The sequence below is a fragment of the Rahnella sp. PAMC25617 genome, from assembly GCF_050606005.1.
GTDB lineage: Bacteria > Pseudomonadota > Gammaproteobacteria > Enterobacterales > Enterobacteriaceae > Rahnella > Rahnella variigena.
On the sequence record NZ_JBOCUM010000006.1, the window covers coordinates 208,487 to 231,729 of the forward strand.

21 protein-coding genes are annotated in these 23,243 nt (G+C 51.1%); 11 read left to right on the forward strand and 10 right to left on the reverse strand.

The window, feature by feature from the left end:
- Positions 1–578: 578 nt before the first annotated feature.
- Positions 579–2,093, forward strand: coding sequence for a dipeptide/tripeptide permease DtpA (gene dtpA / locus ACM615_RS06940; protein WP_129638576.1), 1,515 nt, complete (start codon positions 579–581; stop codon positions 2,091–2,093).
- A 152-nt stretch (positions 2,094–2,245) separates the two neighbouring features.
- On the opposite strand, the gene ACM615_RS06945 is transcribed toward dtpA, so the two are convergent.
- On the reverse strand, positions 2,246–4,141 hold the full coding sequence (locus tag ACM615_RS06945; RefSeq protein WP_129638575.1) for a diguanylate cyclase domain-containing protein: 1,896 nt from the start codon (positions 4,139–4,141) through the stop codon (positions 2,246–2,248).
- A 164-nt stretch (positions 4,142–4,305) separates the two neighbouring features.
- Positions 4,306–5,337 carry a helix-turn-helix domain-containing protein gene (locus ACM615_RS06950; protein ID WP_431011696.1) on the reverse strand — a complete coding sequence of 344 codons (1,032 nt, stop codon included), beginning with the start codon at positions 5,335–5,337 and terminating at the stop codon, positions 4,306–4,308.
- Between the two features lie 303 nt (positions 5,338–5,640).
- On the opposite strand from ACM615_RS06950, the gene ACM615_RS06955 reads away from it, so the two are divergent.
- From ACM615_RS06955 to gstA, 5 genes are all read left to right on the forward strand, one after another.
- Positions 5,641–5,910: a hypothetical protein gene (locus ACM615_RS06955; RefSeq protein ID WP_112287915.1), complete on the forward strand. Its 270-nt coding sequence runs from the start codon at positions 5,641–5,643 to the stop codon at positions 5,908–5,910.
- Between the two features lie 207 nt (positions 5,911–6,117).
- Complete coding sequence (locus ACM615_RS06960) at positions 6,118–7,185, forward strand: GGDEF domain-containing protein (protein ID WP_431011697.1); 1,068 nt, start codon at positions 6,118–6,120, stop codon at positions 7,183–7,185.
- 189 nt (positions 7,186–7,374) lie between these two features.
- Positions 7,375–9,048 (forward strand): putative bifunctional diguanylate cyclase/phosphodiesterase, encoded by a 1,674-nt coding sequence (locus ACM615_RS06965; RefSeq protein ID WP_132963835.1) that lies wholly within the window; start codon positions 7,375–7,377, stop codon positions 9,046–9,048.
- Positions 9,049–9,172: 124 nt separating this feature from the next.
- Positions 9,173–10,039 (forward strand): 4-hydroxy-tetrahydrodipicolinate synthase, encoded by an 867-nt coding sequence (dapA, locus tag ACM615_RS06970; protein WP_431011698.1) that lies wholly within the window; start codon positions 9,173–9,175, stop codon positions 10,037–10,039.
- A gap of 172 nt (positions 10,040–10,211) precedes the next feature.
- Positions 10,212–10,817 (forward strand): glutathione transferase GstA, encoded by a 606-nt coding sequence (gene gstA / locus ACM615_RS06975; protein ID WP_112287921.1) that lies wholly within the window; start codon positions 10,212–10,214, stop codon positions 10,815–10,817.
- Positions 10,818–10,906: 89 nt separating this feature from the next.
- Here gstA and pdxY read toward each other — a convergent pair whose 3' ends face one another.
- The 5 genes from pdxY to anmK form a co-directional block, all read right to left on the reverse strand.
- Positions 10,907–11,767 (reverse strand): pyridoxal kinase PdxY, encoded by an 861-nt coding sequence (gene pdxY / locus ACM615_RS06980; protein ID WP_112287922.1) that lies wholly within the window; start codon positions 11,765–11,767, stop codon positions 10,907–10,909.
- Between the two features lie 102 nt (positions 11,768–11,869).
- Complete coding sequence (tyrS, locus tag ACM615_RS06985) at positions 11,870–13,144, reverse strand: tyrosine--tRNA ligase (RefSeq protein WP_129638569.1); 1,275 nt, start codon at positions 13,142–13,144, stop codon at positions 11,870–11,872.
- Positions 13,145–13,305: 161 nt separating this feature from the next.
- The gene (pdxH, locus tag ACM615_RS06990) at positions 13,306–13,971 is read right to left on the reverse strand and encodes a pyridoxamine 5'-phosphate oxidase (protein WP_112288004.1); all 666 of its coding nucleotides are present in this window, start codon (positions 13,969–13,971) and stop codon (positions 13,306–13,308) included.
- Between the two features lie 235 nt (positions 13,972–14,206).
- The gene (locus ACM615_RS06995; protein WP_112287925.1) at positions 14,207–14,518 is read right to left on the reverse strand and encodes an MliC family protein; all 312 of its coding nucleotides are present in this window, start codon (positions 14,516–14,518) and stop codon (positions 14,207–14,209) included.
- A gap of 83 nt (positions 14,519–14,601) precedes the next feature.
- Positions 14,602–15,720 (reverse strand): anhydro-N-acetylmuramic acid kinase, encoded by a 1,119-nt coding sequence (anmK, locus tag ACM615_RS07000; protein ID WP_132963832.1) that lies wholly within the window; start codon positions 15,718–15,720, stop codon positions 14,602–14,604.
- A gap of 396 nt (positions 15,721–16,116) precedes the next feature.
- Here anmK and ACM615_RS07005 point away from each other — a divergent pair, with 396 nt between their 5' ends.
- Positions 16,117–16,587: a glycine zipper 2TM domain-containing protein gene (locus tag ACM615_RS07005; RefSeq protein ID WP_112287927.1), complete on the forward strand. Its 471-nt coding sequence runs from the start codon at positions 16,117–16,119 to the stop codon at positions 16,585–16,587.
- Positions 16,588–16,703: 116 nt separating this feature from the next.
- Here ACM615_RS07005 and slyA read toward each other — a convergent pair whose 3' ends face one another.
- Entirely contained in the window at positions 16,704–17,138 is a 435-nt protein-coding gene (slyA, locus tag ACM615_RS07010; RefSeq protein ID WP_112287928.1) for a transcriptional regulator SlyA, read from the reverse strand.
- 194 nt (positions 17,139–17,332) lie between these two features.
- Between slyA and ACM615_RS07015 the strand changes: the two genes are divergently transcribed.
- From ACM615_RS07015 to ACM615_RS07025, 3 genes are read left to right on the forward strand one after another with little or no spacing between them, the layout of a single operon-like run.
- Complete coding sequence (locus ACM615_RS07015) at positions 17,333–17,557, forward strand: DUF1656 domain-containing protein (RefSeq protein WP_112288005.1); 225 nt, start codon at positions 17,333–17,335, stop codon at positions 17,555–17,557.
- A 1-nt stretch (position 17,558) separates the two neighbouring features.
- Positions 17,559–18,416: an efflux RND transporter periplasmic adaptor subunit gene (locus ACM615_RS07020; RefSeq protein ID WP_129638566.1), complete on the forward strand. Its 858-nt coding sequence runs from the start codon at positions 17,559–17,561 to the stop codon at positions 18,414–18,416.
- Positions 18,417–18,425: 9 nt separating this feature from the next.
- A complete protein-coding gene (locus ACM615_RS07025) occupies positions 18,426–20,477 on the forward strand; it encodes an FUSC family protein (protein WP_431011699.1) in 2,052 nt (683 codons plus the stop codon).
- A gap of 54 nt (positions 20,478–20,531) precedes the next feature.
- On the opposite strand, the gene ACM615_RS07030 is transcribed toward ACM615_RS07025, so the two are convergent.
- Both ACM615_RS07030 and ACM615_RS07035 read right to left on the reverse strand, forming a co-directional pair.
- Positions 20,532–21,428, reverse strand: a complete 897-nt coding sequence (locus ACM615_RS07030; RefSeq protein WP_431011700.1) for an aldo/keto reductase — start codon at positions 21,426–21,428, stop codon at positions 20,532–20,534.
- Positions 21,429–21,557: 129 nt separating this feature from the next.
- A complete protein-coding gene (locus tag ACM615_RS07035) occupies positions 21,558–21,797 on the reverse strand; it encodes a DUF1289 domain-containing protein (protein WP_112287932.1) in 240 nt (79 codons plus the stop codon).
- A 193-nt stretch (positions 21,798–21,990) separates the two neighbouring features.
- Here ACM615_RS07035 and ACM615_RS07040 point away from each other — a divergent pair, with 193 nt between their 5' ends.
- On the forward strand, positions 21,991–23,088 hold the full coding sequence (locus tag ACM615_RS07040) for an alkene reductase (protein WP_112288006.1): 1,098 nt from the start codon (positions 21,991–21,993) through the stop codon (positions 23,086–23,088).
- Positions 23,089–23,243: the final 155 nt, after the last annotated feature.

Below are 23,243 nucleotides of genomic sequence, written 5' to 3' on the forward strand. Positions count from 1 at the left end.
CCCGCATTACGCTTCATGCTGTTCCGTTTCATTCCGGCAGGATTTTCCCCTGCCGGACAAGCCAAATGTAAATGCCCCCGCCCCCTAACCGCCACAAGTCGTACTAATCTTATTTTCAATCGGAAATTTAGTGTTAAAACGGGATGCAGATCACACTAGACTATGCATCGTTCTGAATACCTGCGCAGCGTTGTTTTTCCGTTTCATAAAACCCCGTAAATAGCGTCACAATCCAGACGTATTCACTGTTTATTCACCGCTGAATGGGGGAATAATCCAGTTAAGACTTCTTCAGAAAAACAATAACAATTTTAGAATGTGGAATATTATTTATACAACATATTCACATCGTCTATTTAGAAAACATAAACGTTAATTCTGCATAACATTTCGAACACAGTTTAATCAGGCCGGATAAGTTAAATGTAACGGCATATGTCAAACTCCTTGCCTCATTTACGAAGATAGTGAACATTACCAGCCGTCATCCCATCTTATAACAATGCAAAGGGTGCTTATTTCGCGCCACTTATGCGTTTCTGCTCTATCACAGGCAGAAGGAATAAACAGAGGTACGAGTGTCAACTGCAAACAAAACACCCAATAATGAAAGCGTGAGTCTGAACGCCTTCAAACAGCCAAAAGCGTTTTATCTGATCTTCTCCATCGAATTGTGGGAACGTTTCGGTTATTACGGCCTGCAAGGGATCATGGCGGTTTATCTGGTCAAAATGCTTGGCCTGAGTGAAGCTGACTCCATCACCCTGTTCTCCTCTTTCAGTGCGCTGGTTTACGGCTTCGTGGCCATCGGCGGCTGGTTAGGGGATAAAGTTCTGGGCTCAAAACGCGTGATCGTGCTCGGCGCGATTGTTCTGGCGTTAGGTTATTCCTTCGTTGCCTATTCCGGCCACGAAGTGTTCTGGGTTTATCTGGGTATGGCGACTATCGCCGTCGGTAGTGGCTTGTTTAAAGCAAATCCATCCTCATTGCTTTCTACCTGCTACGAAAAAGATGACCCGCGTCTTGATGGCGCATTCACTATGTATTACATGTCGGTCAATATCGGCTCATTCTTCTCCATGCTGGCAACGCCATGGCTTGCCGCGCAGTATGGCTGGAGCGTCGCGTTCTCTCTGAGCGTAGTCGGTATGCTGATCACCATCGTGAACTTCATGTTCTGCCGCAAATGGGTAAAACGTCAGGGTTCTAAACCAGACTTTGCCCCGCTGCAGTTCAAAAAGCTGCTGATGGTTCTGGTCGGTGTGGTTGCACTGGTCTTCCTGTCCAGCTGGTTGCTGCATAACCAAACTATCGCACGTATGGTGCTGGGCGTGGTTTCTGTGGGTATCATTATTGTCTTTGCGAAAGAAACCTTCTCTATGAAGGGTATTGCCCGTCGTAAGATGATTGTGGCGTTCCTGCTGATGATGGAAGCCGTCGTGTTCTTCGTGCTGTACAGCCAGATGCCGACGTCCCTGAACTTCTTTGCTATTCACAACGTCGGCCATGACCTGCTGGGTATCAGCTTCCAGCCTGAGCAGTTCCAGGCTCTGAACCCATTCTGGATCATGGTTGCCAGCCCGATTCTGGCCGCTGTTTACACCAAAGTTGGCGACCGTATGCCTATGCCGCACAAGTTTGCCATTGGTATGGTGCTGTGTTCAGGCGCGTTCCTGGTTCTGCCATGGGGTGCAAGTCTGGCAAATGAACAGGGTATCGTTTCTGTTAACTGGCTGGTGCTGAGCTATGCACTGCAAAGTATCGGTGAGCTGATGATTTCCGGTCTGGGTCTGGCGATGGTTGCACAGCTGGTACCGCAGCGTCTGATGGGCTTCATCATGGGCGCATGGTTCCTGACTACCGCAGCGGCGGCGATTATCGCGGGCTATGTGGCGAATCTGACGGCAGTGCCTTCAGACATTGAAGACGCGCACGCCTCTCTGGCAATTTACAGCCACGTGTTCCTGCAGATTGGTATTGCGACCGCTGTGATTGCTGTGCTGATGCTGATCACTGCATCTAAGCTGCACCGCATGACGCTGGATCGCGACACTGACGAAAAGCAACCTGAACTGGCTTCTGCTGCTCAGTAAACGCAGAACGTCTTTCTCGATGGTTGACGAACGCCTCCTCCTGGAGGCGTTTTTTTTTGGCCACGTTTCATGGCGCGTTTTTTATGATGACGCTCTTTATGGCCGAAAAGTTATCCCAGGATTCACTTCAGGGTTCACCCGAGCCTCAAGATTCACCCGAGATAATAACGCCCTTTCCCGCTTTGTTTTGCACGGTACATAGCAGCATCAGCACGCGCCATCAGCGTATCAGGTAACAACGGCTGACGCGCACGCCCCACCGCCACGCCAATACTTGCTGACAGCGAAACCGGTACCCCGGACACGTGTTCAACACTACGGAAAGCGTTCATCAGACTGATACAAATCCGGCTGACGTCGCTTTCCGTATTGACTAAATGCCCCAGCAGGACGGTAAACTCATCCCCCGCCAGACGTGCAACCACGTCCTGTGAACGCAGATTATCGCGCAAAGTATGTCCGAAAAACTTCAGGATCAGATCGCCAAATTCGTGCCCGTAGGTGTCGTTGTAAGCTTTAAAGTTATCAATATCTAAAAAAAGTAAGGCTATGTCTTTGTCTGCTTTTTCTTGTTGTCTGGCCGCATAAATCAGGGATTGCTGGAATGCCCGCCGGTTAGGAAGTCCGGTCAGCGAATCATGATTGGCCTCGAATTCCAGTTGTGCCTGCAGTTCTTTAATCTCGCTGATGTCAGTCGAAAGACCATAGTAGCCATGACCGCTGTCATCACAGGGGATAAGCGTGGTGTGCAAAACTCCCCCTTTTCCGTTACGGGAATAACCCGGTAACTCAATGTCATAACTGACGGCGACGCCTTGCAACACCTGGCGAATATAGGGCTCGATTTGCTGGTACGTCTCATGCCCCACCAAATCCTTCACCTGCCGCCCACGCACTTTATCTTCGGCCACGCCGTACCAGCTGGCATGAAAGTGGTTCACAAAAATGTATTCTTCATTCGCATCAACATGGCAGATCAGTGCCGGAATATTGTCGGTAATCGCCCGCAGCCGGTTCTTGCTTTCCGTCAGTTCCCGCTCGCGGTTCAGGCGTTGTGCAATTTCCTGATGCAACTGATCCATCGCAACCTGCAGTTCATTGGTGCGCGCAGCCACCCGACGTTCCAGATCGCCCTGCAACGAATACAACGTTTGTTCAATGTTTTTACGCTCAGTGATGTCACTGATCACCACAATATAGTGATGCGCCTCACCGGTTGCGTTACGCACCAGAGACGCGGTCAGCGTCACCCACAGCGTGCTGCCATTGGATCGCTGAAGCAGTTTCTCAACGCTAAAACTGTTGATTTCACCCGAGAGCAAACGGGGGATCAAAATATTTTCTGCATACAGATCGTCAGGATGGGTAACGTCATGAAGCAGGCAGCTGCGTAGCTGGTATTCGGCGTAGCCCAGCATGTTACATACCTGAGGGTTAATACGCAGCCAGCGCCAGTCGAGCCCGACCAGAGAAAATCCGACGGCGGCATGAGCAAATGTCTGCTCAAATAAGGCTTCGCTTTTCGCCAAATTATCCTCAACGCGCGCCGTGTACTGCCGGTTTTCCAGATGAAAAATGTAGCTTTGCACCAGCGCGGTCATGTCCAGCAGCGTTTGCCCGTCTTCCTCGCTCCACTCTCTCGTCCGGTCATCAATCAGACATAACGCGCCCAGTGCAATGCCCTGCTGGGAATGCAGGGCACAACCAGCATAAAACACGATATGCGGCGCGCCGGTAACCAGAGGATTATCGTGAAACCGCAAATCCAGGCGGGCATCTCTGACAACCAGAGGGCCGGATTCAAGAATGGTATGACCGCAGAATGAGGTATCGCGCGGGGACTGATTGATATCAATGCCGGTATGGGACAAAAACCACTGCCGGTCGGCGTCAATCAGTGAAACAACGACGGCTTTGGCCTGAAACTGGCGCGCAGCCATGCGGGTGATACGGTCGATCTCCTCAATTCTGGGGGAATCTAAGATGCCCAGAGAAGCCAGTATCGCAAGCCGAGCCTGTTCATCAACTGCCTGTTGAGGGACTAACATAATGTACTCTCAGTGATGACGGGTGAATATGTCATCAAGTCTACTGCGTTTAAACGGAAAACCGGCTCTCATTCCGCCTTTGCCGGGCAAAAATCAGAATAGTGACAGATCACAAAAAACGTATTCAATTAACAGGATTTGCACAAATAGCAGCAAATCAACGGTTAAAGCGAACTTACCCAATTCACATGCGTGGCATCGACCTGATCAGATTGTTCTGCGTCACGACGGTATTTCTGCCGCATTTCTGACGGCGTAGCGCCATAGAACTCAAGGAAGTAACGGCGGAGCGCACCCGGTTCAAGCCCGCATTGACGGGCGATGACGGCCAGGCTCTGATCAGACATTGATGATGTACGCAGCAAACGTTTTGCGAGTAACAGACGGCGGCTGCGGATGAACTGAGCAATGCCGCCCAGTGGCTCAAATAGCCGGTATAAACCCGAGCGCGAGATGGCAAAGTTTTTACACAGCACATCGACGCTCACCGGCTGACTGAGGTGTTTTTCTATGTACAGACAAATACGTTCCAGACGGGCACTTTGCTCAAACGTATGCTCAACTTTCTTGCCCGCAACCAGATGCAGAGTTTGCAGGAAAACAGACGCCGCACCTTCGCCGGTGCTCAGAACCTCCTGATCGGTCATCTGATCAAACACCTGCACCATCGTAGCAAAATGATTGCGCAGAATGATGTTGACCGGCGACGTTGCAGGAATGCGCTTGCCGTGCAGGGATGCGATATCGACATTAAAATGCAGGCTGTGTTTGGGCATAATTATGTACTGGTAGGAGCCCAGACGCGGTTTCTGATCTCCCGGATAAACGTGAATTTTGATCGGCTGCGACATATCCTGAATCAGGATATCGCCCTGAACCAGCGTGAAACGCTCGCCAAAACACTGGCATTCCATTCCGCCGATGATAATGATGAAAATGACGATGTGATCGGGCATGGAAAACAGATTGCCATACTGACGGTTAATGTCGTGCTCGCTGACGGTCAGAACGCCGCCGATCACACGCCCGAAATTGTATCCGGTTACACCCCAGTCAAATTCATCCCTGTGACGATCGGGCAGCTCAAGCTTGAAGCCTGCACTGGACATCCCGTCTTCCCATTCATAGAAACGGGTCTCGAAATCCTGATAGATATTGGCACCGTCTACTATCTTTCGTGAAGATGAATCGCTCATTTTCTCACCGGAAATTAAGATAATTCCGAAACGATAATCTACCTCCTACAGATAAATCAATGCGTAGCAGCAATTGGCAATACTTTTTTCCGGGATTCTTATATTTTCCAAGGCGGTATAAATGGCGCAAAGTTTTTTAAAATCAGGGAGTAAAGGTCGCTAATCGGCCAATTGATGTGTCAGGTTATCCGCGATAATTATTTTGGGATCGGTTAATATCGTATTGAAGATCCTCGCTTTCGTGATTTGCTATTCTTAAAAAAACACGATCCATTTTCACCCAACCGTCGCCAGGAAATGCCCATGGAAAAAAGAAAGGTCCTGGATGAAGGACGTCAGCTCAAGCGTATGAATGCGGAAACCCGCAGGCAATCGCACATGCACAAATGGTTTGCCATCGTGGCCGCCCTCGATTGCGTTCTGGTTATTTTTTATGATCAGGACATGCGTAATATCGTTTTCTCAGCCGGCGTTTGCATCGTCTGTACCGTCCTGTGGCTTAAAGGCCGCAAACAATCCCGCAGTTATCGTCGTGAATGGGATCAAAAATTCGGCACTAAAAAACATCCCTGAGCGTTTTTCCTGCCCCTTTGTCTCGTTTAAGCATTCCCACCATAAAGAAATTCCTAAATTTGATAAAAGTGTTTCTGTCCTGTGCGGATAATCAGTCAAAATAACCTCAGGCATACCCGCAAATAACAAATTATAAAATTTATGCATCTCGACGTTTACACGTTATTTATATTTGAGCTTTTTATTCTCATCCTGCTCACTGCCGTCATGCTGTTCGCATGGATCGGGGGTCGCAGAGATCCGACGCTCGGGCTCACTGCCCTGATGCTGGCATTCTCTACCGCAGGTACTTTGCTCAGCAGTATGCGTTCAGGCGTGAGTGAAATTATTCCCGTGGTCTTGAGTAACATGATGATTTTGCTCTGTTACGGAATGATGTGGGCCGCATTAAGAATGTTTACAGGCCGCAGGGTATTACTGCCGGTGATATTTTCCGGGCCCGTTATCTGGCTCCTGTTCTGTCTTTATCCGACCTTTTACCACAGTCTTGAGCAGCGGATTTTCCTGACCTCATTGTTAACGGCGGCTTATACCTTGCTGACGACACTGGAGCTTTGGCATGCGCGCAGGCAACTGCATGTGACTTACTGGCCCGCGCTGCCGCTGAGTTTTTTCCACGCCTGTTTCTATCTGGCGCGTCCTTTCTTTGATAACGGCTTGCCGTATGCTGAGATGGCGGGGGGTCATAGCAGCGGTTTCTTCGCTATACTGATTTTTGAAGCGATTTTGTACGCTATCTGCCTGTCTTTCATTATTTTAGCCATGGTGTATGAGCGCGGTCAGCTGGGTTATAAACAGGCCTCGTTGTCTGATCCGCTGACAGGCGTGGGCAACCGCAGGGCGTTTCTTGAGCGCGGCAACGAGCTTATCAGGAAGCGTAAAAACAATACTTTTCCTGTGCAGCTAATTTTATTTGATCTGGATAATTTTAAGCGGCTCAACGACCAGTATGGCCATGCCGGCGGCGATTCGGCCCTGGTATTCTTTTGCAATGTGGTGAATTCTTCCCTGGAGCAAAAAGATATTTTTGCCCGGATTGGCGGAGAAGAATTTGCCTGCCTGACCACCCGCCCGAGAGAACAGGCAATACGTATGGCAGAGAATATCCGTTCTCAGCTGGCGCAGAATTCGCAGCATAATATTCCGATGACGGTCAGCGTAGGAATGGCTTTTAGTGAACCCGATCAGGACTCAATCTCGCATTTGTTAATCCAGGCAGATCATGCTTTGTATCGGGCTAAATCTGCCGGTAAAAACCGCATTGAGCTGAGTTGATCGTTATTCACCCGAACAAAATATCGAATACCTTACTTAGGGCATGATAACCGATTGAATTTTAGAATTTAAAAACAACGGTAATATTCTCATCCAATTGTGAGTAATAATTGCAAAAACAACCTGATGAGTCACCGGCTTAGACACTGCGCCACATCACACTCATATTCTGTTCGGGGTAGTTAATTCATGCTTACTGATTTTGCGATATGCCAGGCAGTTCTTGATGCGCTTCCCGAGGCAACGGTGCTGAAAGACGACAGCCGTAAATTGGTATTTCTCAATCAGAAAGCCAGTGAGTTTTATGGCCGTCCGCGTGAAGAGTTGATTGGTCAGGATGTTTCCTTTTTTACCGAACCCGAACAGGCTGCCCGTCAGCGGGAACGTGATATCGAAGTGCTGATAACCGGTGAAAAAACGGTTAACGAAGAAACACTGGTAGATCCTTCAGGAAAGCGGCGCAATGTGCTGGTGCGTAAGTCACGCGTCACGCTTGAGACGCGGCATTTTATTCTGACCTCCATTATGGATATCTCCCTGCTGCGCAGTTCCGAAGCGCAAATCCGTTATCTTGCCCGCCATGATGTACTGACCGGTCTGCCTAACCGCACGGCGCTAAGTGAAGAACTCAGCCAGATTGCGGCGCAGCGGATGTATCGTCCTGAACCCTACGCGCTTATCCTGCTTAATCTTAATGATTTCAACTATATCAACGATACCTATGGTTATCAGGCCGGTGATGCGATTTTGTGTGAATTCGGCCAGCGTTTGCGTAATGAAGTCGGTAGCAGCGGAACGGTTTCACGCATCGGCGGCGATGAGTTCTCTATTATCTTGCGTAATAATCCGACCAGCGAAGTAGCCAACAATCTGGCGCTGGAAATTCTGGTGATGATGCGCCAGCCTTTCACGCTGACGCGCGCTAACCCGATGATGACTATTTCTTTCGGTATCGTGATGTTTGGCGCCGAAAATATTACTGCTGGTGAAATTATGCGTCGCGGGAATACCGCGCTGCTGGAAGCCAAGCAGCGCGGCAAGAATATGTTCTCTTTTTACTCTGAATTGCTGGACGCCAGCAGCGTCAGTAAACGCATTATGGTGAAAGCGCTGGCTGAATCGCTGGCTAAAGAAGGCGATCTTTCCTGCGTATATCAGCCGATTTTGCGCAGTCGTGATGAAAAGGTCGTTTGCGTGGAAGCGCTCGCCCGCTGGAATCACGGGGTGCTCGGGCAGGTCTCGCCGGTGCAGTTTATTGCTCTGGCAGAAGAAACCGGACTGGTGATCCAGCTCGGAGAAATCGTTCTGCGCCGGGCCTGCCGCGATATTAAGAACTTCTCCCAGTTGAATCTGGCGATTAACGTCTCCGCGGTACAACTGGGAGAACCTGATTTCGGGCCGCGAATTCTGGCCGTTCTTGCAGAAGAGAATTTCCCACCTTCACGTCTGGAACTCGAGCTGACAGAAACATCAGTGATGAACGCCAATGCCACCAGTCTCAGTCATCTGGCGAAACTGCGCAAAGCCGGTGTGAAAATTTCTCTCGATGATTTCGGTACGGGTTATTCCAGTCTCAGTTTGCTGAAAGATATCTCGGTGGACAGCGTAAAAATCGACCGTTCGTTTGTGCAGTACGTCACAGAAGTGAACGATACTGCCGCCATCGTTTCTGCCGTCTCCCAGCTCGGCAATAAAATGCATCTTAATGTGATAGCCGAAGGCGTGGAAAACCAGCTTCAAAAATCCTTTTTAGTATCAGCGGGTTGCTCGCATCTACAAGGTTATCTTTTCTCAAGGCCGGTACCGGTTGAAGTATTATCAACGTTGCTGACGACTGAAATGAATATGTCAGCCAGTATCTGAAACGCTGACACATAAGCTTCATAGATAACTCAAAACACCTTATTAATTCATTCAATTGGCGCTCGTCCCTGTTTTACTGACATGATCCGAGGCTGATAAATCACGCCGTTTAAGGAAATACATCATGTCATCGTTTTCAGGTATCTGGGTCCCGCTGGTCACACCTTTCCATGAGGGTGAGATCGACTTTACTGCACTGAAATCTCTGTGCACCCGGCTGCTCAAACGGGGCGTTGATGGCGTTGTCGTCTGCGGAACCACCGGCGAAGCGCCGATGCTCACCAAAGAAGAACAGCTTCAGGTTCTGGATGCCGTGCTGGAAGTGGTACCCGGCCATCAGATCATTATGGGGCTTTCCGGCACCCACATGCCGGTTATCCGCGAAATGCAGGATGCGATCCTTCAGCGACCTGTCGCAGGCCTTCTGATCCCCGCACCTTATTATATCCGCCCTTCTCAGGCCGCACTGGTGGCCTGGTTTACTGAGATTGCCGACCATTCCACCGTGCCGGTGGTGCTTTACAATATTCCTTACCGTACCGGCGTGCAGATGGAGCTGGAAACATTCCGCCAGCTGGCTAAACATCCGCAAATCAGCGCAGTCAAAGATTGTGGCGGCAGCATTGATCTGACGCTTTCACTTCTCGCTGACGGCGAACTGGATGTGCTGTGCGGTGAAGACGTGCAGATTTTCTCGACGCTGAGTCTGGGCGGCGCCGGTGCCATTGCCGCTTCTTCACATATTTTTCCGGAAGAGTTTGTTCAGCTTATCCGTCAGTTCAAAGAGCAGGATATTGCAGCGGCGCGTAAAACATTTTTCGGCCTGCTGCCAATGATCCGGCTGATGTTCTCTGCGCCGAATCCGGCGGCGATTAAATACGCCTTATCACTCGACGGCCTGATGAAAAATGAGCTGCGTTCACCGATGCTCCCTGCGCCGGAAAATGTTGAAGTGGCCGTCCGTGATTTCCTGAATCAGCATTCGCGTTAAAAACCTGAGGCACAGCAGAATATGAGCAGTCAGGCTCACTGTCACAATTAAAACACTGACATTTGCTCCCGCCGGTTCTAGGATAGAAGCAGTTTTTATATAGCCGAATCGCTGTCCCGTGAAACGCTTGTGTTTTACGGATCAGGCGGGTTGCTCATCCAATGGAGTGTTTATGAAACTGTATTATAAATCCGGTGCCTGTTCCCTCTCCCCGCACATCGTTCTTCGTGAAGCAGGTCTGGACTTCAGCATTGAAAAAGTTGATCTGGCGACCAAGAAAACCGAAACCGGTGATGACTTCCTCGCAGTGAACCCTAAAGGGCAGATCCCGACACTGTTGCTCAATGATGGCAGCATTCTCACCGAAGGCGTGGCTATCGTGCAGTATCTGGCCGATCAGAAACCTGATCGTCAGCTGATGCCGGAACAAGGTACGCTGGCTCGCTATCATGCGCTGGAATGGCTGAACTATATTGCGACTGAGCTGCATAAAGGCTTCTCTCCGCTGTTCAATCCAAAAACGCCGGATGATTTCAAAGCTGTGACTCGCGAAGCACTGAGCAAGAAATTTGCTTACGTGAATGAATCACTGAAAGACAATCAGTTCCTGCTGGGTGCCCGTTTCAGCGTGGCGGATGCGTATCTGTTCACCGTGATGGGTTGGGCAAAAGCACTGAAGTTTGACCTGAGCGCACTGACCGAACTGAATGCGTATCTGGATCGTGTGGCTGCGCGCCCTGCCGTTGATGCTGCGCTGACGGCGGAAGGCCTGAAGTAATTTCCTGCGCCTGATACGTCTGTACAGACAGGCATAAATAAAAACGCCCCGGCTGTCACAGCACGGGGCGTTTTTTATGGAGATAAAATCTAGAGTTTGACCGCCGGGAAATGGTGCTCTGGTTTGACCATTTTGTCCTGCGCCGCCACGATTTGCAGCTCATACTCACCCATCGCGTGAGTGGTCAGCATGACTTCGTAAACCGCCGCAGTGACGTGTTCCAGCGCTTTATCCAGCGCTTCGCCTTTGAGCAGATTGACCAGCAGCAAACCGCTGGTCAGGTCACCGACCCCGACCGGCTGACGCACGCCAAAATCAACCAGCGGACGGTCGATATGCCAGGCTTCATCTGCCGTTACCAGCAGCATTTCAAAGCGATCGCTGTGATAACCGGCGCGGCTTAAATGTTTCACCAGCACAATTTTCGGGCCTTTACTGATTAGCTCACGCGCCGTCGCCACCGCTTCTTCAACACTTGCCACCGCATGGCCGCTGAGTAATTCCAGCTCCAGCAGGTTCGGGGCAATAATGTCGCAGTTAATCAGCGCCTGATTGCAATGGAACTCGGCAACGCCCGGTGCCACGATACAGCCCTTTTCAGGATGCCCCATGACCGGGTCGCAAAAATACCATGCATCCGGATTCGCCGCTTTCACCAGGCGGACAATCTCCAGAATGCTCTGTCCCTGCTCCGGCGAACCGATATAGCCGCTCAGCACCGCATCACAATCCTTCAGACGGTCAATCTCCGCAATCCCCTGCGCGATTTCAGTCAGATGTGTGGCGGGCATTACACAGCCAGTCCAGTGACCATACTGAGTATGATTGGAGAACTGAACGGTATTCAGCGGCCAAACGTTTGCGCCCATTCGACGCATAGGGAATTCCGCCGCGCTGTTACCCGCGTGACCAAATACCGTGTGTGACTGGATAGAAAGAATGCTTTTCATGAGGAATTTCCGATTGCAACGTCATCGGGAGATGGCGGAATAACTGATATCTGTGAACAAAAACGGGAGGCCATTCGGCCCCCCGTTCTGCTTGCCTAAAACTTATGCCCAGAGCAACAGGGTGTAGTTCTTTTTACCGCGACGCAGCAAGGTATAACGACCAAACAGACGATCACTGTCAGTGAAGCTGTATTCAGTGTCAGTCTGTTTTTCGCCGTTTACGGAAACCGCGTTGGAAGAAATCATGGTACGCGCCTGACCTTTCGACGGCGCCATACCTGCAATCACCAGAGCCTGTTGCAGGTCTGTGTCGCGTGGTACTTCAAACAGTTCCAGACCGTCCTGCGCCAGCTGACCGAAATCGACTTCTGTCATTTCACTCAGGGAACCGGAGAACAGGCTCTGCGTGATACGTTTCGCTGCCGCCAGACCTTCTGCGCCGTGAACCATACCGGTTACTTCTTCCGCCAGAACGTACTGCGCGCGAGGCGCTTTGCCGCTGGTTTTGTCTTCTTCTTCCAGCGCATTGATGTCTTCAATGCTCATGAAGGTGAAGAACTTCAGGAAGCGGTAAACGTCGGCATCCGCTGTGTTGATCCAGAACTGGTAGAATTTGTACGGGCTGGTTTTCTTCGGATCCAGCCAGACTGCGCCGCCTTCGGTCTTACCGAATTTGGTGCCATCAGATTTGGTGATCAACGGAACGGTCAGGCCGAACACTTGTTTCTGGTGCAGACGACGGGTCAGATCGATACCTGAGGTGATGTTGCCCCACTGGTCGGAACCACCGATTTGCAGCTCAACGTTGTGCAGATCGTAAAGGGACGCAAAATCATAACCTTGCAGCAGGTTGTACGAGAATTCGGTGAAGGAGATGCCGCTGTCATCGCGGTTCAGACGCTGTTTCACCGCTTCTTTGTTGATCATCTGGTTAACAGAGAAGTGTTTACCGATATCACGCAGGAAGGTCAGCACGTTCATGCCGCCGAACCAGTCGTAGTTGTTCGCGGTGATCGCGCTGTTATCGCCACAGCTGAAATCCAGGAACGGAGAAACCTGCTGACGGATTTTTTCCACCCACTCATTCACGGTTTCATTGGTGTTCAGCTTACGCTCGGTTGCTTTAAAGCTCGGATCACCGATAAGACCGGTTGCGCCACCGACCAGCGCCACTGGCTTGTGGCCGTTCAGCTGGAAGCGTTTCAGGCAAAGCAAAGGCACCAGATGTCCCAAATGCAAGCTGTCTGCGGTAGGATCGAAACCGCAATAGAGTGCAATTGGCCCTTGCGCCAGTCGCTCTGCTAACGCTTCTTCATCCGTTACCTGGGCAATGAGGCCCCGCTCTTGCAGTTGTTTAATCAGGTTGCTGCTCGCCATCAAAGACTCCGTTTGTTTGTACTTAGAAATATGTACTGAATGTGTGCAGATTCATGTCTGACATCATGCCGCGTATGTGCCCTTTCTCTCACCTTTCGGGGAACGACATAGAATAAAGCGCTCGTCGCCCGAGCGCTAGGGAATCGCGTGTTTTTTCGTGGTTAAGGTGCGAGGCGGTCTATTTTCCAGCCAGTTTCTGTCTCAGCTTCATCACGCTGATAAATGAACCGGTCGTGCAGACGATGTTCGCCGCCCTGCCAGAATTCCATTGAATCCACTTTGACGCGAAAACCACCCCAGAAACTTGGCAACGGCACTTCACCATTACTGAATTTCTGTTTCAGTTCGAGGAATTTACTTTCCAGCACACCACGCGCCGAAATGCGGGTGGATTGCTGAGAAACCCACGCGCCAATCTGGCTGTCTTTCGGACGACTGGTGAAGTATTTCATGACTTCCAGCGTGGATAAACGCTCTGCCTGACCGAGAACGTTGACTTGTCTGTCGAGCATATGCCAGGGGAATAACAAGCTGATACGGGAATTGCCCGCCAGCTGCTGCGCCTTACGGCTGCCGAGGTTGGTGTAAAACACCAGCCCTTTTTCATCATAATGTTTGAGCAGCACAATGCGCTGGAAAGGCTGTCCGTTTTCATCCACCGTCGCGACAACCATCGCCGTCGGATCGGCCAGACGGGCATCACACGCCTGTTTCAGCCAGCGCTCAAACAGCGGCAGCGGTTCCGGCGTTAAATCAGCGCGACGTAATCCGCCCCGGGTGTATTCACGGCGCGAGTCCGCAATATCAAATTCTTTATTATCAGCCATATGGATCAATTGCGTATCAAAGGAAGGTAGACGCATTGTGCACCCCCCGCGTCAGGATCTCAACGTTCCTGACGCGGGGTTTGGAAAGAGAAATTATGAAAAATGAAGCTACCCAAAGTAATTTGAGATGCAAAAGGGCGGCAAGTGAGGGGATCCCCGGGAGCATAGATAACTATGTGACCGGGGTGAGCAAACGCAGCCAACACATTTGCAGTTCGAAGTATGACGGGTAGGTTTATTTTTGAATGCAATCGTCGATGATGACGTTTTCACCACGCTGGACGAAAGCCTGATTACCTTTCGACCAGAACGTGTAACGGCCATCGCTGTATTTCGTGCCGGAAGCTGCCTCAACTTGTTTCAGTTTCAGCTGCTCGCCGTCCATCACCATATTGACCTGCTGTGCCGGTTTATCCAGCGTGACGGTCAGCGGCAATGTCCCGCACTGGTAGTGCAGTTCCTGCGTCGGGCTTTCGGTCTGGTGACTGAACTGGCTACATCCGGCCAGCGTTAATCCTGCAAGAGAAGCGATGATCGCCTTTTTCATTCTGAACTCCCTGAGTGTTCTCGGTTTATCTGTTATGTACCATGACAGGTTGCACAACACATTGAGATAAAACCGAGAACGCGTCAGGCGCGGGTTGAAACCACCGGATAAATCGCCCCGAGCAAAGTTTCGCGGCTGGCACCTGTGACGGAAGGCAGATTACCTGACTGACCCGATAAGGTTCTGAAAGCCAGCCAGGCAAACGCCAGCGCTTCCATATCATCACCGCTGATCCCGCAGGAGTCCGTAGTACACACTTCCGTGCCGGGAAGCATGGCTGACATGCGCGTCATCAGCAGAGGATTACGCGCACCACCGCCACAGACCATCAGACGGTCGCATCCGCCAGCTAATTGAACCTGCTCGGCGATACTGACTGCCGTGAGTTCAGCCAGCGTGGCCTGCACATCGGCAGGAGAAATTTCCGCTGAACGCGCCAGCTGCTTTTCCAGCCACGCCATATTGAAGTATTCACGACCGGTGCTTTTTGGTGCCGGTTCCGCAAAGTACGGGTCGGACAACATTTGCTGCAACAGCCGTAAATTCACCCGCCCCTCATTCGCCCACTCCGCGCCTTTATCATAAGGCTGCGCTTTATGACGCCAGATCCACGCATCCATCAGCATATTGCCCGGCCCGGTGTCGTAGCCGCGCACCGGCTGTCCCGGCAGTAACATGGACAAGTTCGCAATGCCGCCGATATTAAGGATCATTCTGCGCTCAGCCGGATCAGACAGCAGGGCCTGATGGAAGGCCGGAACCAGCGGTGCCCCCTGCCCGCCCCACGCCATATCGCGACGGCGGAAATCTCCGACAGTAGTAATGCCGGTCATGGCGGCAATGCGGTTGTTATCGCCCAGTTGCATCGAAAACGTAGTATCGCCTTTAGGCTGATGCCAGACCGTTTGCCCGTGGCAGCCAATCGCGGTGACTTCTTCCGGTGAAATATCGGCGCTTTTCAGCAGCCCTAAAATAGCCTCACCAAATAATATTCCCAGCTGAGTATCGAGCTTGCCGACCTCTTCCAGCGTCACCTGCTGTCCCTGGCACATGCCAAGAATGGCGTTTTTCAATGCAATGGGAATGGGATGCGAGTAACTGGCCTGTTGCGCGACCAGACGCTCGTCGATGGCAGCCAGCACAACATCCACGCCATCAAGACTGGTGCCGGACATCACGCCGATATAACGACCTGACTTCATAGATAACATCCTCAACTCCCGGAAAACATCCGACAAAAAGTAATAGTGACAGAGTAATCGGTATAGGAAGCATTGCGCCATGAGTTACTCAGTTTTTATTACACCCTGTGATGGCTTCGTGTTTTTCTTGTTACGAATTTTAATTTTTAAAAACAGGCTGGCGATAAATCGGCCAATAACAACATTCAGGGTGAAGATATTTGATCGCACTCACTGCTGTCTAAAACTTAAACCTGCGTTTATTATTAGTTGAACACGCCTCCTGTATACTTGGAGAAAGTGAAGTAACTATGGTATACGACCACCCTCGACACTGATGTTGAACTGTGTACTGTTTTTTCTCTGTTGTTGTGGCTAGTCTGAAAGCCGTACAGCAGCATAAAAAAGGAGCTATTTATGATTAAGCGTTTACTCGTCGTCGCACTTGCTGGCATTTCTCTTACTGGCTGCGTCAGCGATAACTCACTGTCTGGCGACGTTTACTCCTCGTCTCAGGCGAAACAAATTCAACAAGTGACTTACGGGACTATCGTTTCTACACGTGCGGTACAAATCCAGGGCGGCGATGATTCAAACATCGTCGGCGCACTCGGTGGTGCAGTACTGGGTGGTTTCCTGGGTAACACGGTTGGCGGCGGTACGGGTCGTAGTCTGGCAACGGCTGCGGGCGCAGTTGCCGGTGGCGTCGCAGGTCAGGGCGTGCAGAGTTCTCTTAACCGTTCTAACGGCGTAGAACTGCAAATCCGTCGTGATGACGGCACAACCATTCAGGTTGTTCAGAAAGCTGGCGCGACCAAATTCAGCGTAGGTCAGCGTGTCAGCATGGCGAGCAGCGGCAGCACCATTACCGTTTCCCCAAGCGCCTGATGCGTTCTGCTAGCAAATAACTGAAGCGCAAACAAAAAACCGAAGCCACTGGCTTCGGTTTTTTTTGTGTAGAGCAAATATGACGCTGTGTGACAAAAATAGATAAAAACCTGTTCTTATGATTTGCTTTGCAATGCAGCAATATTTTTTTCCAGCCGGGATAACATCCCGCCCAGTTGTTCGATTTCTGAAGAAGACATGCCAGACAAAATTTCTTTGCGCGTGGAATCGATAACCGACTCCATTTCATTAATGATTGGCGCGGCTTCTTCAGTCAGCTTGATGCGCTTAGCACGGCGATCGCTCGCACAAGTCTGACGGGTAATCAGTTTCTTTTCTTCCAGTTGATCCAGTGTACGCACCAGAGACGGCTGCTCAATTCCGATGGCTTTTGCCAGCTGAATTTGAGACTGCTCCGGAGGCAACATGTTGATATTGTGCAGTGTTACCCAGTGTGTTTGCGTGAGTTCCAACGGCTTTAACCGATCGTCAATCAACGCACGCCAGGCACGAACTAATCGTGCTAGATCTGACCCCAGATTCGATTCCAATTATCCCCTCCTTATAATTAGCATGCTAAGATAACTCCCCAGAGTTTAGCTTAGTTTTAGGAACTTTAATCGAGAAATTACAATTCTATATATAATGGTAGGTACTATTGCATCCGGGAGCGGAATCCCCGCTTTCAGATTTAATCTTGTTTATAACACAATCACCGGCAGAGATTAATATTGTGAATGCGCAAATGTTTCACTCAGGCTTCCCGCTACCGGATCTGGTCCTGGGTGCCTCACTTTATTTCCCCCCGATGTTCAAAGCGCTTTTACTGGGGCTGGTATTCTGGCTTCTGATACACCGACTGCTGCGCGACTGGATTTATTCTGGTGAAGTCTGGCATCCCACCCTGATGGATTTATCTCTTTTCGTTATCTCTATTTGTGCCGCACTGATACTTATGGTGAACCTCTGAAATGAAATTCAAGACCCTCAAATATTTCTCGACAGTGCTGGTTTTCGCCGTCGCAATTTGTGCCGGTTGGTGGATGTGGAATTATTATATGCAGTCGCCGTGGACGCGGGATGGCAAAGTACGCGCCGAAATTGTGGATATCACACCGGAAGTCTCCGGGCGGATCACGGAAATAAATATCCACGACAATCAGTTTGTTAAAAGTGGCGATCGGCTGTTCAGTCTCGATCCTGTGCCGTTTAAAATCGCCGTCGATAATGCCGAAGCTGAAGTGGCGAAAGCGGCAGCTGATTTAGCCAAAGCCAATCATGAAGCCCAGCGACGTCGCGGGCTCGGCACCAACGTTATTTCCGCTGAATCCTTAGATGAATCAAATATCAGCGCCAAAGCGATGCAGGCACAATATCAGGCTGCGCAGGCATCACTAGAACAGGCGAAGTGGAATCTGAGCAAAACGACTATTGTCGCGCCGACTGACGGTTATATCACCAATCTGCAAACCCGCAGAGGTAACTATGCCACCACCGGTACGCCGCTGGTCGGGCTGGTGGATATCCATTCGTTTTATGTTCTCGGCTATTTCGAAGAAACCAAACTTAAAAATATTCGTGAGGGAAATATGGCGGATATTACCCTCTTTAACGGCAATATTCCGTTGCAGGGGCGCGTCGAAAGTATTGGCCGTGCGATTTATGACCAAAGCCTCGATACTCAGGAAGATTTATTGATGAACGTAAAACCGAATGTACCGTGGGTGCGTCTTGCGCAGAGAATACCGGTGAGAATTAAGCTTGAAAATGTACCAGAGCATGTTGTTCTGGTAGCCGGAACGACCTGTACGATTTCCGTGCGTAATTAAGGTTGCGTCGTGAATCTTTCCTGGCTCGAATGGAAAAACACGCCGTGGGGAAAAGCCACCGGCGGCCAATGGCGGTATGCCTTGCGCAACTCCATTGCGATGATACTCGCGCTGTATATCGCGTTTGAATTCCAGATGGACGAACCTTACTGGGCGCTGACGTCCGCCGCCGTGGTCAGTTTCCCGACCGTGGGTGGCGTCATCAGTAAAAGTATCGGCAGGATTATCGGCAGTTTGCTGGGTGCCATGGGCGCGGTATTTATTGCCGGACATTGTCTGAACGAGCCATGGCTGTTCACTTTCGCCATCGCGGCCTGGCTGGGGATTTGTACTTATGTCTCCAATCATTATCAGAACAACGTTTCTTACGCGTTTGCTCTGGCGGGATATACAGCCGCCATCATTGCGTTCTCAACGGTAGATGTCACAGATCCGACGCAGATTTTTGATATCGCTCAGGCCCGTGTGGGAGAAGTCGTCACCGGTATTTTGTGCGGTGGTTTTATGATGATGGTGCTGCCCAGCACCTCGGACGGCGACGCACTGCTCACCTCATTGCGTAAAATGCATACCCAGTTACTGGAACATGCGCAGCTGTTATGGCGCACAGAAATCTCCGACCAGATCCGCACCTCGCACGAAGGTTTGATCGGGCAAATCCTCACCATGAATCTGTTACGCATTCAGGCCGTCTGGAGCCATTACCGCCTGCGTCGTCAGAACAATGTGCTCAATTATCTGCTTCATCAGCAGTTGCGCATGACCAGTTATATTTCCAGCCTGCGTCGCATGTTGCTTAACTGGCCGACTCCGCCGGAAAATCTGACCGAAGTGCTGAGCGTTTTGCTCGATGAATTGCGCAAGCCCGATACAGATAAATACAAACTGTCGAAAATTCTCCAGCACATTAAACCTCACGACACCTCGGATTTTCGTCATCAGGCATTCTGGCAGCGGTTACGTGACTTTTGCTGGCTGTATCTGCGCAGTGAACGCTGGCTGCGCCGTGTGGAAAATGCCAATGTGGCGGAAGCTGAAACACTCCAGCCGCCCAAAATCAGCCATCTTGCACAGCACACCGATACGCTGGAAGCCGCATATAACGGCCTGCGCACCTTTTTGTGTATTGTGATTGGCTGCGCCTTCTGGATGAGCACGCAGTGGGATTCAGGCGCGGGTGCGGTGGCGCTGACCGCTGTCAGTTGCGTGCTTTATTCTTCGACGGCCTCCCCTATCAGCAGCGTCACTCTGTTAATTAAATCGCTGGGCTTACTGTTTGTCGGCTGTTTTCTGCTCAAGTTCGGGCTGATGGTTCAGATCGACAACTTTTGGGTATTCTGCGCTTTCTTCCTGCCGATGCTGGTCACGATGCAGATGATGAAATTACAGTACAAACGTTATGCCGGTTTGTGGGGACAAATGATTGTCTTCATGGGATCGTTTTTAGCGGTCACTAACCCGCCGGATTTCGACTATCAGTCATTTATGAACGACGGCGTAGGCAAGATTGCCGGTGTGATGCTGGCGGGTATCGCGTTTCAGGTCCTGAGGCCAAGTTCGGATAAGCGTAAAAGTCGCCGCATCATCCGCGCCCTGCGCCGCGATTTTATGGATCAGCTCAGCCGCAAACCTTCGCTAAGCCATTTCCAGTTTGAATCGCTGATTTACCACCGGATGAATCAGCTCAGTCAAAGTAAAGATCAGCTCTCCCGCACCTGGCTGCTGCGCTGGGGCGTAGTGCTGCTCAATTGCAGCCACATTGTCTGGCAGTTACGTGAATGGGAAACCCGTTCGGATCCGCTTTCCGCGGTGCGTGACGTGTGTATTCATTGCCTGAAAGGCGTCATGACAGAACGCGGGGTCAGCCACGAAAATCTGGATGCTACGCTGACGGAGCTACTGCGGATGAGCAATTCACTGGCGCATCACCCTGAACCGGCGGCGCGGGAACTTGCAGGGGTAATCTGGCGTCTGTACTGCTCGCTTTCTCAATTGCAGCAGGCCATTTCTTCGGATGAGGGTCCTGCAGCGCCGGTGGTCACTGCCACCAAACCTGCCTGACCTTTCCGTGCTTAATGCTTCAGGCTGCGGATATGCAGCCTGAAGCAGAAGCGATTAAGGAACGTCGTAGCCCAGAGCGGCTTTACGAATGCGGAACCATTGCTGACGGGTCATGTCCAGTGACAATGATTTACAGGCTGATTTCACACGTTCAATTTTACCCGAACCGATAATCGGCAGAGGCTGAGATGGCAGACGCATCACCCAGGCGTAAACCACCTGTTCGATCGTATCGGCACCGATTTCGTTCGCCACCGCCTGAAGCTCATCGCGCAGCGGCTGGAACTCTGCGTCGCTGAACAAACGACCGCCACCCAGACAGGACCACGCCATCGGTTTAATACGCAATTGCTGGCAGAGATCTAAAGTGCCATCGAGGATCGCCGGCTGATGGATCGGGGAAATTTCCACCTGATTCGTCGCCAGCTGGAACGGCAGGCGTGACTGCAACAGGCTGAACTGAGCCGGAGTAAAGTTGGACACGCCGAAATGTTTCACTTTGCCGCTTTTATGCAGTTGCGTGAATGCCTCAGCCACTTCATCGGCATCCATGAGTGGATCAGGGCGATGGATCAGCAGCAAATCCAGATAATCGGTATGCAGATTATTTAGCGATTTCTCGGCACGTTCCACGATGTACTTTGTATCTGTAATGTAGTGACCGATTTTGTTATCAGGATTGGCTCGCGTCGCTATGCCACATTTACTGACCAGCTGCATTTTTTCGCGAAGGGAAGGCTTGAGTCGCAAAGCCTCGCCGAACGCGGCTTCGCACTGATAATCGCCGTAAATATCCGCATGATCGGCCGTGGTGATGCCCAGCTCAATATGCTGTTCCATGAAGGCCAGAATCTGTTGCGGCGTCATGTTCCATTCCATCAGACGCCAGTAACCGCAAATCAGTTTTGAGAATACCGGACCTTGAGGAGAAATCGGGGTACGCGCTTCCATTTTGAATCCCTTAAGTTTTTGATTTTCGACCGACAGAATACACAACGCCTGCGGCGCTGTATTGATGCGGAGCGTAAGAATTACAAAGAAGCAGACAGCCGTCACGACGCTGGCGGCCGGGATGGAAAATCAGAACAATTCCGGTTGTTCCGGCAAAGGTTCATCGGGTTGCTTTCCGGCCCGCTGCTGACGTAAAAGGCGCTGCTGACATAAACGCAGGACATGACGTTTTTCCGTATCCGTCATTTTCATCCAGCCGAAACGTTCCTCACGGCTGCGCAGGCAACCGCGACAATAACCGCGTTCATCGGCCTGACATATGCCACGGCACGGACTGGGGATTTCGAAAAATTCAAGTTGCTGGGCCACGCGCCCTCCGCAAATAACGGTGAACTTTTATTCAAGACGTTTTCTGCACATCCTGCAAGAGGATCTGCAAAAAGGCACAGGGCGCGTAGTCAGGCAGAGGCCAGATACGATAGAAAGAGGCATTGCGAAACGATCGTGTAGCGGGAATTATGTTCCTTAATGCCATAACGATCAGTCCATTAAATCCGGAGTTATTGAAATGACCAAGCTTTTCACCCCCATTGTTGTCGGCAAAAATACATTGCCTAACCGTGTTTTTATGGCGCCCCTTACCCGCCTTCGCAGCATCGAACCGGGTGATATCCCTACCCCGCTGATGGGCGAATATTACGCGCAGCGCCACAGTTCCGGCCTGATCATTACCGAAGCTACTCAGGTTTCCTTCCAGGCGAAAGGCTATGCCGGTGCGCCGGGTCTGCACACGCCAGAACAAGTGGCTGCGTGGAAAAAAATCGTCGCAGGCGTGCATCAGAAAAATGGCCACATTGCGGTTCAGCTTTGGCACACAGGCCGAATTTCTCATAACAGCGTTCAGCCGGATAACCAGACGCCGGTTGCGCCTTCTGCTGTGAACCCTGAAACACGCACCAGCCTGCGCGATGAGCAAGGCCACGCCATTCGTGTCGATTGCCCGACACCGCGCGCACTGGAACTGAGCGAAATCCCGGGGATCATCAACGATTTCCGCCACGCAGCAGAATGTTCTGCCGAGGCTGGTTTTGATTACATTGAGCTGCATGCGGCGCACGGTTACCTGTTGCACCAGTTCATGTCTCCGGCATCTAACCTGCGTGAAGACGAATACGGCGGCAGCATTGAAAACCGTACCCGCCTGACGCTGGAAGTGGTCGATGCCGCTATCGGCGCTATCGGCGCAGACCGCGTGGGTATCCGTATTTCACCAATGGGTCCGTTTAACGGGCTGGATAACGGTGAAGATCAGGAGCAGGCAGCTATCTATCTGCTGGATGAGCTGAACAAACGTAAACTCGCTTATCTGCATATTTCTGAACCTGACTGGGCAGGCGGTAAACCTTACTCGGCTGAATTCCGCGCGGTGATCCGCGCTCATTATCAGGGCGTGATTGTCGGGGCCGGCGCTTATACCGCTGAGAAAGGCGAAGAACTTATCGAAAAGGGCTACATCGACGCTGTGGCTTTCGGTCGCAGCTATATCGCTAACCCGGATCTGGTTGAACGCCTGAGATCCCACGCTCCGCTTAACGATCCACAACCAGAAACCTTCTACGGCGGCGGTGCTCAGGGTTACACCGACTACCCGACGCTGTAATGATTAAAAAAGAGTAACACCATCCTTGCAGCAGAAGAGGCCCTCCTTCTGCTGCTTTTTTTGTTCAGGCCTTCAGCAACCGAGCGTCGTTTTACAGACAAACTGGTCTCTATCAGTTAGGCTTGAACCGATAATTCTCATCCTGCAAATAAAGA